The organism is Candidatus Ulvibacter alkanivorans, assembly GCF_003333325.1.
Lineage (GTDB): Bacteria > Bacteroidota > Bacteroidia > Flavobacteriales > Flavobacteriaceae > Ulvibacter_A > Ulvibacter_A alkanivorans.
Window position 1 is genome coordinate 15,001 of record NZ_QOLC01000021.1, and the last position, 18,901, is coordinate 33,901.

The 18,901-nt window shown below is 42.1% G+C and carries 8 protein-coding genes; 5 read left to right on the forward strand and 3 right to left on the reverse strand.

The genetic code is table 11. The annotated features are described in order from the left end of the window. Window positions 1–98: 98 nt before the first annotated feature. The 4 genes from DWA30_RS01030 (at window position 99) to DWA30_RS01045 (ending at window position 4,746) form a co-directional block, all read left to right on the forward strand. Complete coding sequence (locus tag DWA30_RS01030; protein ID WP_114490677.1) at window positions 99–1,184, forward strand: M42 family metallopeptidase; 1,086 nt, start codon at window positions 99–101, stop codon at window positions 1,182–1,184. A 65-nt stretch (window positions 1,185–1,249) separates the two neighbouring features. After that, on the forward strand, window positions 1,250–2,326 hold the full coding sequence (locus DWA30_RS01035; protein WP_114490678.1) for a DNA topoisomerase IB: 1,077 nt from the start codon (window positions 1,250–1,252) through the stop codon (window positions 2,324–2,326). A 44-nt stretch (window positions 2,327–2,370) separates the two neighbouring features. Continuing rightward, window positions 2,371–3,801 carry an MBOAT family O-acyltransferase gene (locus DWA30_RS01040; protein ID WP_114490679.1) on the forward strand — a complete coding sequence of 477 codons (1,431 nt, stop codon included), beginning with the start codon at window positions 2,371–2,373 and terminating at the stop codon, window positions 3,799–3,801. Window positions 3,802–3,804: 3 nt separating this feature from the next. Beyond that, window positions 3,805–4,746: a hypothetical protein gene (locus DWA30_RS01045; RefSeq protein WP_114490680.1), complete on the forward strand. Its 942-nt coding sequence runs from the start codon at window positions 3,805–3,807 to the stop codon at window positions 4,744–4,746. Here the strand turns inward: DWA30_RS01045 and DWA30_RS01050 are convergent. Then, window positions 4,743–6,116, reverse strand: coding sequence for an alanine/glycine:cation symporter family protein (locus DWA30_RS01050; RefSeq protein WP_114490684.1), 1,374 nt, complete (start codon window positions 6,114–6,116; stop codon window positions 4,743–4,745). The two genes, DWA30_RS01045 and DWA30_RS01050, sit on opposite strands and share 4 nt — an antisense overlap. 79 nt (window positions 6,117–6,195) lie before the next feature. On the opposite strand from DWA30_RS01050, the gene DWA30_RS01055 reads away from it, so the two are divergent. Then, window positions 6,196–7,461: an acyloxyacyl hydrolase gene (locus DWA30_RS01055; protein WP_114490681.1), complete on the forward strand. Its 1,266-nt coding sequence runs from the start codon at window positions 6,196–6,198 to the stop codon at window positions 7,459–7,461. A gap of 47 nt (window positions 7,462–7,508) precedes the next feature. Here DWA30_RS01055 and DWA30_RS01060 read toward each other — a convergent pair whose 3' ends face one another. Together DWA30_RS01060 and DWA30_RS01065 are read right to left on the reverse strand one after the other, a co-directional pair. Then, on the reverse strand, window positions 7,509–18,092 hold the full coding sequence (locus DWA30_RS01060; RefSeq protein WP_114490682.1) for a choice-of-anchor Q domain-containing protein: 10,584 nt from the start codon (window positions 18,090–18,092) through the stop codon (window positions 7,509–7,511). Between the two features lie 69 nt (window positions 18,093–18,161). Next, a complete protein-coding gene (locus tag DWA30_RS01065) occupies window positions 18,162–18,740 on the reverse strand; it encodes a hypothetical protein (RefSeq protein WP_114490683.1) in 579 nt (192 codons plus the stop codon). Between the last annotated feature and the right edge of the window lie 161 nt (window positions 18,741–18,901).

The window sequence follows — 18,901 nt, forward strand, 5'->3', positions numbered from 1 at the left end:
TTAGGCTTTCAACGCGAAAACCGTTCCAAAATTACATAATTTGCCATGTTTACTTCTCAATAAATCACTAATTTTGGCAATCAAATAAAAAACAATCTATGGCATCTTCTATCTTGACAAAAAAGTCGATCACTTTCTTAGAAAAATATTTAAACAACGCGGCTCCAACCGGCTATGAATGGGACGGACAAAAACTATGGATGGAGTATTTAAAACCATATGTAGATGAATTTATTACCGACACCTATGGAACCGCTGTTGGTGTCATCAATCCCAAAGCTAAATACAAGGTAGTAATAGAGGGTCATGCCGATGAAATCTCTTGGTATGTAAATTACATTAGTGACAACGGATTACTTTACGTAACTCGAAACGGAGGTAGCGACCATCAGATCGCTCCATCCAAGATCGTGAACATACATACCAAAAAAGGAATTAAGAAAGGAGTGTTTGGATGGCCGGCCATCCACACTCGAAATAAATCGAAAGAAGAAGCACCTAAACCAGACAATATTTTTATTGATGTGGGTGCAAAGGATAAGGAAGAAGTTGAGTCGCTAGGGATACACGTAGGATGTGTTATTACGTACCCGGATGAGTTCCACATCTTAAACGACGATAAATTTGTATGTCGTGCACTCGACAATAGAATGGGTGGATTTATGATCGCTGAAGTAGCGCGATTGCTTCATAAGAACAAAAAGAAATTACCCTTTGGATTGTACATTACGAATTCGGTTCAAGAGGAGATTGGATTGCGAGGTGCACAAATGATCGCCGAGCGCATACAGCCCAATGCCGCTATTGTTACCGATGTGACACACGACACCACTACTCCAATGATCGACAAAAAGAAACAAGGTCACGCCGAGATAGGTGCAGGCCCTGTGATCGCTTATGCGCCTGCGGTACAACAAAAATTACGTGATGTGATCGTAGCTACAGCCGAAGAAAAAGAAATACCGTTTCAGCGAGCTGCGCTATCGCGAGCGACAGGCACCGATACCGATGCCTTTGCTTATAGCAACAGTGGAGTTGCAAGTGCGTTGATCTCTTTGCCATTGCGATATATGCATACTACAGTAGAAATGGTACATCGCGATGACGTAGAAAACGTGATCCAATTGATCTACGAAACCTTACTCAAATTAAAGGACGGTGACACCTTTAGTTATTTCGATTAGTTTTTTCGGAAGCCTTTGGTATTTCCTTAAGAAAATTTAGCAATTGAATCTATTACTTTTAGCCTATGGTAATAAAAGCACCACAGGTTAAAAAAATATTGGAGGACCCTATCAAAGCTGCCGAACTGGCAAATTTGGTGTACATTACCGACAACAAACTAACCATTAAACGCCACCGTCACGGAAGAGGATTTTACTATACACAAGACGGTGAGAAGATCGTGGATCCCAGCGCCATTAAACGCTTTAAAGCATTGGTGATCCCGCCGGCTTGGAATGACGTTCGTATTACTCATTTAAAGAACGGACACCTTCAAGTTGTGGGCCGCGATGAAAAGAATAGAAAACAGTATCGGTATCATCCCCATTGGTCGCAACTTCGGAATAAGACCAAATTCTTTAAGATGATGGCCTTCGGAAATGTATTGCCGCATATTCGCAAACAGATCGATGCCGACCTTCGACTGAAGCGTATGAGCAAACGAAAATGTTTGGCACTAGTGCTTCGACTTATGGAAGAGACTCACATTCGAATTGGCAATGATTACTACGCAGAAAAGAACAAGACCTATGGACTTTCAACCATGCGAACGCGTCATATGGATGTGCTTAACAACAAGATCAAATTCGAATTTGTAGGTAAAAAAGGAAAGCAACATTCAGTAAGCGTAAAGAACAAACGGTTGCGTAAACTAATTATGCAATGTGAGGAAATTCCGGGTTGGGAGCTGTTTAAATATTACGATGAGAGCGGGAAACACCATGCCATCGACAGTGGAATGGTCAACGATTATATACACGAATTGAGTGGTGATCATTTTTCGGCCAAGGATTTTAGAACCTGGGCAGCTAGCAAGGTCTTTTTTGAGGTGCTTTATAATATAGGACCTGCCGACACGAAGAAGGAACGGAAAAGTAATATCCTACAAGCCTTGGATACTACTGCAAAAGCCTTGGGTAACACTCGGGCCGTCTGTCGCAAGTATTATGTTCACCCTGTCCTGGCAGAGAAATATAAAGAAGGTGTCTTAACTCCTTTTTTTGATCAACTTGATACATTAAATGACCCTGAGGACTATCTTTCACCAACGGAAACTGTACTACTACACGTTTTAAGCGAATATAAGGTCGTTTTAGAGTAGCTATTCAACTCTTTTTTTATCTTTAACGGGAAAATTAATTCCCCTTGTTATTTAACTCCTTCGATTTCGGGTTGTTCTTGGTCGTGGTCTATGGCACCTATTGGTTGTTAGGTTCCAAAAACAGAATAGCTCAAAACGTATTATTACTTGTTGCGAGTTACTTGTTCTATGGGCTTTGGGATTGGCGATTTCTAAGTTTGCTCGTAGCCAGTTCTTTAGTAGATTATGTTGCAGGCCGGGCGTTAGCAAGTACGAATAAGGCGAGCACACGAAAGGTGTTAGTGGGTTGCAGTATCGTATGGAACCTAGGTGTACTTATCGCTTTTAAATACTTTAATTTCTTTATTGAAAGCTTTAATAGGATGTTCTCTTCGGAAGTACTTGAGAACTCATTTACGATATGGACAGTTCTAATTCCACTGGGTCTTAGTTTTTACACCTTCCAAACAATGAGTTATACGATCGACGTTTACAATCGCAAGATCCCACCTACCCGGAATGCTTTGAACTTTTTATGCTTTGTAAGTTTCTTTCCTCAGTTGATCGCAGGTCCAATAGAACGTGCTAAAAGTTTATTACCACAGTTTGAAAACCGTCGGAAATTTGATTTAGCATCCTCCAAAGAAGGATTACGACAAATCCTATGGGGTTTGTTCAAGAAGATACTAGTGGCCGATAAGATTGGAATTGCTGTTACCATGGTATTTGCGAATCCCGAGACCTACGGAAGTATCACGCTAGTGTATGGGGCTGTGCTCTTTGCCTTTCAAGTGTACTGCGATTTTTCTGCCTATTCGGATATTGCGATAGGAACGGCAAAACTGTTCGGGTTTAAATTAAGTAGGAACTTTAAGATATTCTACTTGTCCAAGACCTTAACCGAGTTGTGGCGGGGGTGGCATATTACATTAACTCGTTGGTTCACCGATTATGTGTACTTACCTATTTTAAAGAGAGCCAAGCATCGAACCGTATTCTTGCGTTCTTATGCATTACTGCTTACGATGCTATTGATAGGGCTATGGCATGGTGCCAACTGGACCTTTATCGCCTTTGGATTGTGTAATGGGATTGTAATGGTTACCGAACGTTTACCCTTATTTAGCAACAATAAGAGTCTGGGCTGGTTTATTCAGAAATTGCCGTATGTGTTATCGGTTCTTTACACTTTTGCCATTTATTCTGTGCTATGTATCTTCTTTCGTTCTGAAAATCTTACGCAAGCACTTTATATTCTAAAACGCATCTTTAGTTTTACTCCGGATGTACGTTTGTCTTCTCTTATTGGTATTAAATTAATATACTTAGCGATTATGATTATTGCTGAAATAGCGACAAGACACCATGAATACCCGTTACAAAAGTTAGAAAATGTCTTGCCTCGACCGGCGAGGTGGATACTTTATTATTTGATAATTTTCTTCCTAATTCGTTATGCCGAACCGAAAGAAGCCTTTATCTATTTTCAATTCTAATCCATGAAGAAACGCTTTGTGAAATATGTGCTGTTGTTCTTTATTCCGGTAATCCTCGGTTACCTGCTAGCGGAATATCTAGCGCTAAATATACCGGCCGGTTTTCAGCAACGAAGCGAATACCTTGAAGCCAACAATGAGCAGATAGCGCTTTTAGTACTTGGATCTTCACAAATGAAAGATGCTGTTAATCCGGCTTGGTTAACACAACCAGCAATTAATTTAGCATCCGGCGATCAACACCATGACACTGACCTTAAGATCCTTAAAGGGCTACATCCAAAATTACCTAGGTTAAAGACCGTTGTTTTTGAGGTCTCTTATAGTCATTTTGAATTACCTAATAACGGTTCTGATTTCTGGAAGAACAGCGTATATTTAAAATATTTCGACATTAATTGTTTTGAGCGGCCCACCTATTTTAAAGACCGACTCATCTTTTTGTCAAATCCGTCATTCTTTTCGAAGAAAATCGTAAACCATTATTTTAATGAAACCGCTCCTGGAGCCGGTTTTAACAATTTTGGATTTGACACCTTGAACTACGCAGGACAATTTAAAACTTTGTTCTATGATCCGAGCCTTATAGCGCAGGTCAAGCGTTTTAAAATAAATACGCAACCAGATCTTGTGACTTTCAGAAAAAATACGGCGCTATTTTTTAATTTTCTAGACTACTTGGAACAAAACAACCTAAACGTGATAATTTGTAAGGCTCCTATGTACAAGACATATTTGCCGGCACGTAATCCAGAAATTCTAAAGAGAAGAGATAGCATACTTCAATTGGTACGTAACCGCTACCCTACTTTTCAGTTTTTGGATGCAGAAGAGGACACCTTACAATTTAATGCAACTCATTATTGGAATCAAAGTCATTTAAATCCGGACGGAGCCAAAATCTTCACGAGAATGCTTCAGAAAAAAATAAATCAGATACCTTAATTCTTCTTTAAGGTCGAAAAATAACGTTTAGCCTCATTAATAACGCGTGGTGCTAATAGCAAGGTGGCTGTCATTGTTGGTATTGCCATTAGCGCAAAGAATGTATCAATTAAATTGATCATCATACTTAGAGAGGTAGTGGCTCCTACTAAAATACTAGCTATGTAGATATAATTATAATAGTTCTTATTCTGTGCACCAAAAAGGAAGGACATACATTTGGTTCCATAATAGGAGTATGAAAATAATGAAGATATACTAAACACAGCAATACAGAGCATCAAGGCGTATTTACCAATTTTTGGGATTCCGGCTTGAAATGCTGTTGCGGTGAGGGTTACACCATTGGCATCACTGCTTTGCCAAACTCCCGTAACTAAAATGGCCAAGGCCGTTAATGTACATATTATTAAGGTATCGATTGCCGGTCCCAACATGGCTACCAAACCTTCACGAATGGGTTCATTTGTTTTGGCGGCACCATGCGCCATTGGTGCTGTACCAATACCTGCTTCGTTAGAAAAAGCACCTCTCTTGATCCCTAATAAAATGAGTCCACCGACCACACCTCCTAAAAAGGAGTCACCGGTAAAGAAGGAAGCCGAAAAAGCATCGGTAAAGATCATTCCTAAATATTTAGGAACTTCCGCTATGTGATATCCCAAAATGATCAACACCATTAAAAAATATAGCACTACCATAGCAGGTACTAATTTCGAAGCCGTCTTACTAATTCGTGAGAGTCCGCCGAGGATCACGATCGTAGTAATGGCAACCAATACAAAACCGATTACCAGATCGCTTCCGAAGCCGGTATACCATCCGGCAGGTTTTAGGACTATATCATTAAGCGCTTGTTTTAATTGATTCACGTTAAAAACTGGTAATGCACCCACCAATCCGCAGATGCTAAAAAATATTGCCAATGGCTTCCATTTTTTGCCTAATCCTTCTACAATAAAATACATGGGGCCACCCTGTACTTCTCCTTTGCTGTCTTTTCCTCTATATAAAACCGCCAATGTAGCTGTGAAGAACTTTGTAGACATCCCGATCACTGCACTCACCCACATCCAAAATACAGCACCTGGACCCCCAATTGCAATTGCGACTGCAACTCCGGCAATATTACCCATGCCCACAGTAGCCGATAAGGCCGTAGTAAGTGCTTGGAAATGGTTGATCTCGCCTTCGTCCTCATCGCTATCGTAGCGCCCGCGTAACACATTTAAGGCGTGCCCTATATACCGAAATGGTAAGAACTGAATGCGAAATAACAGGTACAGTCCGCCGCCAATTAGTAAAATTAGTAAAGGCAAGCCCCAAGCTAATGAGGACATTTCGGCAATGATCTTATCTAGTTGTTCCAAAAGCAACCGCTTAAAGTGAAGAACGAAAGTAGGGTTAAATTTTTAAAAGTAAGATAGAAATTGTTACTTGCGTTGCTAAATGGCTAGAAAACTACTCTTACTCTTACTCGTATTGCTATTTCCTTGTGGACTGTTGGCGCAGGATACGAGGTCGCAAAGAAATTCGACGTTTGTAGTTACCCCAGAGCTTATGTTGGGATATACAGCCGATTCGAATGAATTCTTTCCGGAGCACGGGTTACAATCACAATTGCTCCTCAACCTTGGTTGGAAGCAAGATTCGAATACACAAGAATGGGCAAGACGCTTAAAGGGACCAAGGACGGGTATTAGCATAGGCTATACAGATTTTGGAAATACAAACAGTCTAGGTGGTGCCTTTACCATACAACCTTTTATAGAATTCAATTCCTTCGGAAGTCGTCGCTTTACGACTCAAGTTGGTACCGGAATGTCCCTCTTTACTAAAAAATACGATCCGGAGACCAATCCGAATAACCGAGCTGTTTCTACCGATATTAATTGGTCTTTTCGATTGTTTATGCATTATAGGTTTCTTTCTTCGGAAACGATCGATTGGCGACTGGGCTTGGGGTATTTTCACCATTCGAACGGGCATACGAAATTACCCAACCAAGGGTATAATTCATTCTTAATGAGTGTTTCGGCCGATATTATGAATCGATCGACTGCACCTTCCGAAGTACTTCAACAACAACCGCTTCAACCTTCATCCTATTACTATTATTCGTTACGAGCGGGTTATGGAATAAACGTGCTGTCCTTGGCGTATAACGATAAAAAGGGCGTATATACGGTTACCGGTGAAGTTGGTAAAGTATTCAACAATACCTTTAAAGTTGGTGTTGGCATGTATGATCGATTTTATGAGCATTATTACGATTATATAGCCACAAATCAATCTTTAGTTCAGGATGGGCGCGAATTTGAAGCGTTTAAAGATAATCCCGGTTGGAATGCTTCGAACGTAGGTCTTGCTTTTCACGGTGAAATACTTTTAAATCATTTTGGGATTGATCTGCAATTGGGCGTGAACTTCCATAAGCCTGCCTACAAGATCGACTGGCGTATTAATCAAGGATGGGACAATACGCCGCGAGATATACCCGAATATTGGAGATTGGGTGAATTTGGCAGCAAATACCGATTAAAGAGTATTCTTTCCAGTCGGTTGGGACTAAAGTATTATTTCTTCGGAACACATACTGCACCCAAGGATAATTTCTTCGCGGGAATCCATATTAATGCCAATGGAGGACAAGCCGATTTTACCGAGATAAGTTTGGGCTATATTCACGCTTTTAACTTTAAAAATAAAAAATAAAAAACCCCTCTGTTTCCAGAAGGGTTTTCATAACCTAATACAGTTACTTATTTATTGAGGATCAATCTATGTGTTGATGTCTCTAATTCAGAAACTATATTTATTATATACACGCCATTGGCCATTCCACCGAAGCGAACTTCACTGGCACCGGTCTGACTGTCGAGTTGTTTTACAATCTTTCCGGATCCAAGCTCAATGATAGTGATTTGGATTTCATTTCCAAAAGCTGCAGGGATCTCAATGGTTGAGACGCCTGTAGAAGGGTTAGGATAAATTACAATACCATTCCCTGCTTCTGCTACTTCATCAACAGCTAAGATCACTGCTTGCGATTCAAACGCTCCAATATCTCTAATACCGTCGAAGACCGGCTGACCTATTTGATCATCGAATTGTGCAGCTGGATCACCGGCATTATAGGCTTCAGACCCATCTAACAACTCGTGTGTAAATGTAAGTCCGCCGTTATCCTGTAATGGTCCTAAGAATGCATCACCTTCTTCGTTATCGTTCGGTGCTTCAGGAAAGGTGTCTGCATCATCTTGACCCAATAAATTAAAATTATTAGACAAGAAACTTCCGAAGACATCCACTCCTAAGTTTGCAATATTAGTAGCAACCAACGTATTTTTAAGCGACGTGTTAGACGTACTAAAAATTCCACCACCATTTCCGGCTGCCGAATTATTTGCAATCGTTACTGCATCTAGGTCCATTCCAGCACCATTGTTAGTGATTCCTCCACCGTCTCCTGTAGCTATATTTCCCGATATGGTACTTGTTGTGATAGTAGCTAAACCTCCACCGTTGTTATAGATACCACCACCTGTTATGGCAGAATTCGTATCTATGGTAGAATCTACGATATTCATAATCGTTCCGTTCTGATTCCAAAGCCCACCACCTTCATTTGCGGCGGCATTGTTAGAGATCGTACTCAAGGAAATATCGATCGTTCCACTTGTTCCTGTAACATGGAGCCCACCACCGTTTCCGGGTGCAGCCGTTCCAGCGGTTCCATCCACATCATTATTTGTCATTGTTGAACGCTCAAAGAACAATGTACCGTCAATTATTTCAATGGCTCCACCAGCTCGATTTGCCGCATTACCATCTAAAGAAGAGTCTGTGATTGTAACATCTCCTGCGGTACTTAACAATCCACCACCAGAACCAGAAGCTCCGGTTGCCAAGTTGTTATTAATGGTCGTTCCATTTACGATATCTAAGGTACCTCCGTTATTAAATACACCTCCACCACCGGTATCGGCATCGGCGCCTTCTGCTGTATTACCATCGATATTCATTCCATCGATCGTCATGATCCCGAGGCTATTCCATAGACCACCACCTTCGGAAGCTGCTGTATTAGCGGTAGCTGATCCACCGGTTATTATAGCATCTCCCATACCCGTAATGTGCAATCCACCACCATTACCCGGTGCGGCTGAAGCTGTATTACTTGTAAGGTTCACATTAGTTAATAGTAGTGTATTTCCGGCTACAGAATTATCTTCAATTCCCCCACCTGCTCTCATTGCAGTATTTCCATTAAGATCGGTATCGGTTACAGTAAGTTCTCCTTGGTCGTTTAGGATCCCACCACCAGAACCGGATGCTCCAACAGCACTGTTATTGCTAATTGTTGCGTTCAAGACTACTAAGGTTCCTCCGGCGTTAAAGATTCCTCCTCCGCCCTCATCGGCATTTGCACCACTTGCGGTATTCATATCTATCGTGGTCCCATCTACGGTCATTACACCGGTACCATTCCAGAGTCCACCACCTTCGAGAGAAGCAGTGTTTCCGCTAATCGTACCATCGGTGATCGTGGCATCTCCCGGTCCGGTAATATGCATTCCTCCTCCGTTACCCGGAGCAGCTGCTGTATTGTTGTTTAGCAGATTGACATTGATAAGTGTCGTTGTATTACCAGCTACCGAATTATCCTCGATACCTCCACCAGCTCTCATAGACAGGTTAGTGCTAATTTCAGAATCATTAATTGTTAGGACTCCTAGATCGTTTAGAATACCACCACCGGAACCTGAAGCTCCATCGGCTATATTGTTAATGATCGAGGCATTGGAAATTGTTAAACTTCCTCCCGCATTAAAGATTCCTCCACCACCTTCGTTGGCAGCAGCACCACTTGCTGTATTGCTGTCAATGATTGTTCCATCAACGGTCATTGATCCAGAGCCATTCCATAGACCACCACCTTCTAGAGCAGCGGTGTTTCCAATAACAGTTCCATCTGTAATTGTTGCATCTCCATCACCGGTGATATGCAGACCGCCTCCATTTCCTGGAGCAGCTGCAGTATCATTGTTCATTAGATCTACGTTAGTCAAGGTCAAAGTGTTCCCCGTGGCTGAATTATCTTCAATTCCTCCACCAGCTCTCATAGAGGTGTTACCACTAATTTCGGTATCACTAACGGTTAGTATTCCTTGATCATTCAGAATACCACCACCGGAACCTGAAGCTCCATCGGCTATATTATTCGAAATGGTCGCATTGGTAACGGTTAGAGTTCCACCATTATTAAAGAGGCCTCCACCACCTTCATTAGCAGCAGCACCACTTGCGGTATTTCCATTTATTATCGTTCCATCTACCGTCATTATTCCTGAACCGTTCCACAGTCCACCACCTTCTAAGGAAGCGGTATTTCCACTTACAGTACCATCGGTAATATTAGAATCACCCGGACCTGTAATATGCAGTCCACCACCGTTTCCGGGAGCAGCAGCAGTACTATTGTTCATTAAGTCGACATTGGTCAACGTTAATAGGCTTCCGGCTACTGAGTTCTCCTCTATTCCACCACCAGCTCTCATTGAAGTGTTTCCGTTAATTTCTGAATCGGTTACGGTAAGAGATCCTTCATCATTCAAAATACCTCCACCTGAACCAGCGGCCCCGTCGGCGGTATTATTTGAAACAGTTGCATTTAAAATTGTAAGTGTTCCACCTGCATTAAACAGACCTCCACCACCTTCGTTGGCAGCGTTACCACTGGCAATATTGCCATCGATAGTAGTACCATCAACCGTCATCGTTCCTGATCCGTTCCACAATCCGCCACCTTCAAGAGCAGCTGTATTACCATTAACAGTACCATTCGTTATAGTTGAAGTACCCGGACCTGTCATGTGAAGTCCTCCACCATTTCCGGGAGCACTTCCTGCTGAATTGTTATTCAAATTCACATTGAATAAAGTTATAGTTCCTACAGCAGCCGTCGAATTATCTTCTATTCCACCACCTGCTCTATTCGCACTATTATTTGCGATTGTAGTATTATTTACGGTTACTGTACCTCCATCAACATTTTGGATACCTCCACCCGATCCGGATGTTCCGGTAGCTACGTTATTTGTAATCGTTGTGAAATTTTGAACCATAAGGATACCTCCGTTATTGAAGATTCCACCACCGCCATTATCGGCATTGTCGCCACCTGCGGTATTATTATCCAATTGCGATCCATCTACGGTCATAGTACTTCCTACTTGATTCCACAGACCTCCACCTTCACTAGCCGCGTCATTATCGGTAATAATGGCACTAGAGATCATGATGTTTGCGATACCAGTAACATGCATTCCTCCACCATTTCCTGGCGCAGGTGTTCCGGCAGAACCGTCCACATTATTATTAATGAGTGACGTTCCCGTCATGTTCAATGTACCATCAACGATTTCAATTCCTCCACCTGCTCTATTTGCAGCGTTAGCATCTATCATACCATCGATGATATTAATGGTCCCATCGGTTGTTAAAAGTCCTCCACCCGATCCTGAAGCTCCGGTAGCTGTATTACTTTGAATAGTTCCATCGATTATTCCCATGTCACCCCCATTATTAAAAATACCTCCTCCACCGGGTCCATTTACAGCTGTGTTCAAATTAACCATAGTATTAAATACATTCATACTACTTCCTGCCTGATTCCATAATCCACCACCTTCGTTAAAGGCCATGTTGGCAGAAACCGTTGCATCGTTTATAAGTGTTGTCGCCACGCCTGAAATATGAATACCTCCACCATTTCCTGGTGCCGGGGTACCGGCAGTACCGTTTACATCGTTAAATGCGATGGTAGTTCCATCGATATTTAGTTGACCATCAATAATTTCGATCGCCCCACCTGCACGGTTTGCGTAGTTTTGGAAAATATTAATGGCTCCTATAGTCACGGTTCCATCGGTAGATAATATTCCTCCACCTGAACCGGCGACTCCATTCGCCATATTGTTATTAATCGTAGATCCAGCAAGGATATCGAGCGTACCTCCATTATTAAAGATACCACCTCCACCATTATCGGCTCCATCACCACTGGCAGTGTTGTTTGTAACGGGAACTGCATCGATCGTCATAGTTCCTGTTCCATTCCAAAGGCCTCCACCTTCCGAAGCAGCAATATTACTATCTACTGTACCTCCAGTTATGGTTGAATTCGCAGCTCCGGTAATATGAAGTCCACCACCATTCCCAGGTGCACCCGGGCCGGTAGTTACACCAGCTTCATTTGCATCTAAGGTTACACCACTTAAACTGAGTGTGCCTTCAATTAGTTCAATTCCTCCACCGGCACGATTCGCGCCATTGTTAGTTATTGTTGAAGCCGTAATAGTTACATCACCATCTGTGCTAAATATTCCACCACCAGATCCTGAAGTTCCATCGGCTGTGTTATCTGTAATTAGTGTTCCTGCCAATACATCTAATGTTCCTCCATTGTTAAAGATTCCACCTCCGCCGTTATCGGCTCCATTACCACTGGCAGTATTATTTGTAATTGGTACTGTATCAATAGTCATAACTCCGGTGCTATTCCATAGTCCACCCCCTTCGGAAGCAGCTATATTTCCATCTACCGTACCACCCGTGACGTTGATAGTTGCAGTTCCAGTAACATGAAGTCCACCACCATTACCTGGAGCAGCTGTTGCGGGTGCAACACCTGCGTTATTATTGTCTAAAGTAACATCGGTTAGGTCGAGGGAACCATTTATGATTTCAATTCCTCCACCTGCGCGATTTGCTCTATTACCGGTAATTATAGTTGAAGCACCTATTGTGACAGTACCATCTGTTGAGAATAATCCACCACCAGATCCTGAAGTTCCGGTCGCGCGGTTATTGATCAAGGTTGTTGGTCCTGCTCCGGTTGAAATATTTAAAGTACCTCCGTTATTGAAGACTCCTCCACCACCGTTATCTGCGGCCGGTCCTTGTGCTTCGTTGTTTACGATTTGTGTCGCTATAAGGTTCATAGTGGCTCCAGTTTGGTTCCATAGACCTCCTCCTTCAGCTGCAGCTTCATTTCCAGACACAATTGAATTGTTAAAGTTTATTGTAGCGCCACCGGTTACATGGAATCCTCCACCGTTACCCGGATTAGGAGTTCCTGCACCACCGCTTACGTCGTTATCTCTTAGACGAGTTCCTGTTGCATTGATAGTTCCATCGATCATCTCGATACCGCCACCTGCGCGATTCGCCGAGTTGTCTTCGATAATCGCTTGACCTACAGTTAGTGTACCATCTGTACTAAATATTCCACCACCACTACCAGATGTACCGGAAGCTGTGTTGTTTGCAATTAGGACAGCATTACCAACTAAGGTCAATGTCCCGCCATTATTAAATATTCCACCACCACCATCGTCGGCTGCTCCTCCTTGAGCATCATTACCGTCTATGGTTGTTCCTGTAATAGTCATTGTACCAGTACCATTCCAAAGACCACCACCTTCAAGTGATGCTGTGTTTCCGTTTACGGTTCCGCCGGTTATAGAAATATCACCAGCTCCTGTTATGTGTAATCCCCCTCCGTTTCCGGGGTTACCAGTCGCAGGTGCAACACCTGCATTGTTATTATTAAGTATAACATTAGTAAGTGTAACTCCTAAACCAGCACCAGTATTATCTTCAATTCCTCCCCCTGCTCTATTGGCTCGGTTTCCGGTAATCGTTGTACCGGTTGCAGTTAAAGTACCTGTACCTACAAGTAAAATTCCACCACCGCTACCGGAAGTCCCATCAGCAATATTGTTAGAAATAGTAGTTGTAGCATCAAGGGACAGGCTAGCGTTAATTAAGGAGATTCCGCCTCCACCTTGATTAGCAGCATTACCGCTTGCTGTATTGCCATCTATTAGTGCATTGGTAATATTTAGTGTACTTGCTCCAATAAAGCTATGGATACCACCACCAGAGAGACCGGCCGTGTTATTTGTTATTGTTGCATCATCAATTGTTAGTGTACCATTGGCAAGGATTACTCCACCACCGTTTTGAGTTGCAGAATTCCCATCCACAACTGAACCGTTAGTTATTAAAGTTGTTCCTCCATTGGCACGCACACCTCCAGCCAGTAATGACGAATTAGTATTCACCATGCTGTTGTCTATTGTAAGAGTGCCATCAGTATTAAAAACTCCCCCTCCTGTACTCGTAGCAGAGTTATTTGTTACCGTAGCATCTACAATCGTTGATGTTCCTTGTACTCTTAGTCCGCCACCTTCTCCGCCCGTAGCGGCATTACCATCTATAATCACAGCATTAAAGGTGGAACTTGAAGTATTTAATTGATTGAAATACCCTCCACCACGTTGTGCTGAATTATTTAAAATTGATCCACCCGTCATGGTAAACATCCCAGAACTTATAAAAATTCCGCCTGCAGCTATATTCGCAGTATTGGTATCTATAGTACAATTAGTAAATGAGACAGGCAACGCAGAAAAACTGGCGTATGCAGCACCAAGACGGCCTGCCGTATTATTTTGAAATGTAGAATTGGTAAAACTAACAGCATTTACCCCATTACTAAATACAGCCCCTCCATCGGAACCGATAGTATTATTGGTAAATACGGTTCCTGTAACAGTTAGATCGGTATTTACGTGATAAATTGCGCCACCAATATTATTAGCTCCATTATTGTCAAAAATTGAATTGTTAATTGATAAGGTACTATTTCCGTCGATGAAAATACCTCCTCCACCAAGCCCACCAGTAAGTCCGTTTTGAACGGTTATACCATCCAAGATTATATCTAATGCCGGCCCTGAAGCATCTGTAAACACTCGACCAGCGGAGCTTCCATCTGCTAATACGGCAGCTGGATCACCTTCGGTACCTATAATATTTACACTTTTAGGTAAGGTTACATTCTCTAAGTAAGTTCCAGGTCCATCGGCGGAAAGATCATCTGTAATAAATACATTTCCGGCAATATCCACTGCATCCACTCCTTCTTGTATAGTTAGAAATGCTGTGACTCCTTTTACTGCATTTTGATCACCAGCCGTGTTAGTATCAGCATCGGTTATAAAGGTTCCATTAGGTTGGTTAAAGTCATCATTCACATATACTTCACCAATCACTGCCGGCATAAATGCTAGCACAACATCATTCCCATCGCCTCCATCGTAAAATATCTGCCAAGTTTCTCCATTGAATGGGACATCACTACCGTTAGGTTGTCCTGAAAAAGTTCCTGTTACTGCATCGGTGCCATCATTATCAATTAAGATAAGAAGATCGCCCAATGTCCCCACACTCGCAGTATTATCCACTAGATTTAAAGTCGTATCCGTTATGTCTACGGTTCCATTTACAGAAACTTGATCATATTCGGTTCCTGCCGTAATTAGGTCGTCTACCTCGAGTTCTAAGATATCCCCAGAACTCATAGCAAAATTTCCATTCATTAGAAACTGTCCGATCAATCGACCGGGTGCCACTGTACCATTGAACGTATTATTAGTTGCGTCGATCACAGCATTTGCGGGTATCCCATTTGGTGTATTTAACGGACCAACATTCGCAGTTGCAGTTATGTCTCCACCGGTTGTAATGTTAGTAACTGAGTTGGTTGGATCAAATTCTATAGCGGCATATGTGGCATTAGAAGCAGTTCCAATTAAATTGACATTTCCAGAAGTTGAATTGATTGTAGCATCATTTCCGAAGACAATCCCCTGATTAAACAAGTTTGATGTATCGGTTGAAGTCCCTGTTACAGTTATATTTCCGGTAGAAGTGACAACATTAGTGGTGCTTGTATTGAACCACACACCAGGTGCAATGTCTCCCCCAGTTGTGCCTCCTGTACCAGAAATTGAAAAATCACCGCCATTTAGGTCTTGTACGGTTAATTGTAGTATATAGGTTCCTACGGCAAAATCACCTGTTGCAGCTCCACCTTGACCATTAATAGTTATACCTCCTCCATTAGATGAAAGTTGTGTGCCGGCCGTCTGTAATAATACACCATACGATGCTACGGCTCCAGAACCACCTGTTCCATTTATCTGAATTGCTCCAGCTCCGGTTGTCGTTACAATAGCGTTGAAACCAATTAGTGTTCCAATATTAAAGTTCCCCGTTCCGGTACCGCCTTGTCCTACGAACGAGACATTACCAGATCCTGAAGTGGTTATAGTTGCAAAATTATCTATAAATACACCATAATTTGAATTCCCATCTGAAGTAGCCCCTGTTCCATCTAAAAGAATGTTTCCGTTGGTCGACTGAACCACAGTCGCACCACCTGTAACACGAATTCCCATATTTGCTCCGGTTCCAGTGGCTATGGAAGAAGTTCCCGTAATGTCAATAATTCCATTATTAGTAATAGTTTGTGAGTCACCAAATATGACTACTCCATAATTACCATTACCCGTTGCAGAGACAGAATCTCCAATTAGCGTTATATCTCCGTTATTGGTGCTTTGAATTATTGACCCACCTTCAAAACTAATACCAGGGTTAAAATTATTTGATCCACCTCCGGAACCATTCATGACTATATTTCCATCTGAAGTGGTAACATCTCCATCAAAAAAGACAATCCCCTTATTATTATTAACTCCATTAGGAGCAGACCCTGTTATATCTATATTTCCTGTGCCTGTTGTTTGAATGAGCGCCTCTAAAATTATGGTAACACCTTCATTATTATTTCCCGTACCCAAACCTGCAGTTCCGTTTAGCGTAATAGTTCCATCGACTGTAGAAACCAATGTTCCGGCACTTTCTATACGCATTCCTTGATTGGCATTTACTCCAGGACCACCAGTTCCGGTAATATCAATTGCTCCTGTGCCTGTTGTTTGCACAACTGCCGCGTTCAACAGACTTATTCCTAAATGAAGATCCCCTGTCCCATCACTATGACCAACACCAGTAAGGCTGATGTTTCCTCCTAGTGAGCTTATACTTCCACCATCGACTGTGATACCATCAAATGCTCCTCCCGTTGCTGTAGCAGCACTATTCGAATCGATAGTAATAGCACCTGTCTGTGTGGATAACGCTCCTGCGCCCACAATCGCCACCTCACGCTGACTTGTAAGTGACAAGGTTCCTACTCCTGTAGTAGTTACAGCTTGCGATACATTTATAGTAGCACCTTCAACTATTAGATCCCCAGATCCTATGTCGAATAAGGCCACTCCAAAATTTATTGTGTCTGTAGTATCGCCATTGATTGTAACATCTGCATCAAAAGCAGCGTCGATCCCTTCAACATTTACCACATCACCTTCTGCTCCTGTATTAATCGTTAAAGATACGTTTGGGTTGGTAAAGTCTACCGATTCACCCAAGGTAGAATCAATTTGGTTATCTAGTGATCCTCCGGCATCTAATACTATTATTTCTGCACCTCCCGTAAAGGAGAAGACCCGGTTGTTGACATCTAAATTATCTACTACAGGCTCTAGCCCTGTATAGGTTATTGTGTTGTTTCCTGTTACATCTACGCTCCCATCATTCTCATTAACAAATGTATGGGTAACCGTATCGAAAGTGCCGCCTCCGGTCATGGTCATAATGTCTCCCGGAGCGCTAAATTGTGTTTCTCCATTAAAGGCTATAGGGAAATTAAAGTCACCACCACCAAAATCGATCTCTGCGGTATCATTACCATCTCCGGCATTTATTGTAAGCGATAATGTGGGTGCTGCCGGCTGTCTTAATACTTCAACGGTATTCTGTTCTACCACTACATCATTACCATCAATAAATACTTCAAAAAAGTCGCCTGCCCCAGTTCCTGCTATAACAGGATTTGGATCAAACGGTACAAAAGTAATGCAGTATTGATTTAGCTGTCCTACATCTCCTCCAAGGTTATCGAGAACATCCAATGTCCAATTTCCGGTTACCGGCTCGCCATTAAAAGCAGAGAGTAAAGTACCCCCTTGTGGTTCAAATGTACCACTATATGGTGGTGCACCACTGGTTATATTTGGGTTGCCATCTTCGAATATTGTCCCCGAAAAGTTTTGGCCTGCTCCACCTATTTGATCTGCTAAGATCAGAGGCGTGCCATTAGGAGAGGTTAACGTGATGGTTAGATCGCCATCGAAGGTGTGATTAATATCCATTTGGACGTTATCGATCAAGGTATTTGTACCTATAATACCGGGTTGCGCTACATTGGCAATCGAGGGGTTCATTGCACCAGAGGAAGCCCCAGGTGCTCCGGCAGGAATTGCTTCGGGAGCATTCCCACAAGTGGTTGTTTGTGCATTGATCGAAACCGAAAAGCAAATCAGTAACGACAGCAATGCGATGGTTTTATGTATAGATGATTTCATAATTGTATGGTGTTAGTATTTTAAACTGATAGTGTAATATCAAGGGAGGTGATCACCTCTGTCGATGTCTTATTGCTTGGCCCCGTTTTCTCGAATAAATGCATCTTTTTCAGCTTGCGTTTTAATTAAGGTTTGAGTTTTCACAGTAGTTTCTGATTGTAGAGTCGTGTTTTTACGTTCTCGATCTGGAGATTGAACTTGTGTAAGCCGTTGTTTAACAGCCTCAGTTACTTTGTCTCGTTCTGCCTTTGCACGTAGCCGTTCTAATTCCCAATCTAAAATGGAAGAATTTGCTGAAGAATTATTTTCGTTATAATACGTAGGATCAGAACTGAGTGAGGTCGAGTTGTTCTGGATCATTGGAGATCCATCTTTCGCCTTCATTGTGGCATAAGGATTCGCGTTTCTTTTTGCTTCGGAAGCTTTTTTTAATTTGGCTACCTTGGTGTAACGATCTCGAAGTGCTCTTACTCGTTTAATTTCTTTCTTTTCTTCTAACGCATTGCTATTAGACACCGCCTTTTCTTTCAGCACTTCTGAATCGGCAGGCGTAATGGCATTAAAATAGTTTTGTTCGGTTTGTGCTGAAGCAGTAAGGCTCGAAAAGAGTAGTGCTACTAATAAGCAAGTGGAAATTTTCGTTTTCATAAAAAGTGGTATTTAGTTTTACATTTAGTTGCACCAAATAACTTTTCAGAAAAAACAACGCATAAAAAATCATGTGTATCTGTAAAAAATTACAGATTCACACGTTACAGTTCGTATCTATACAGTAATAGCGTAAAAGCTCTTTCATTAAAGAAATTTAA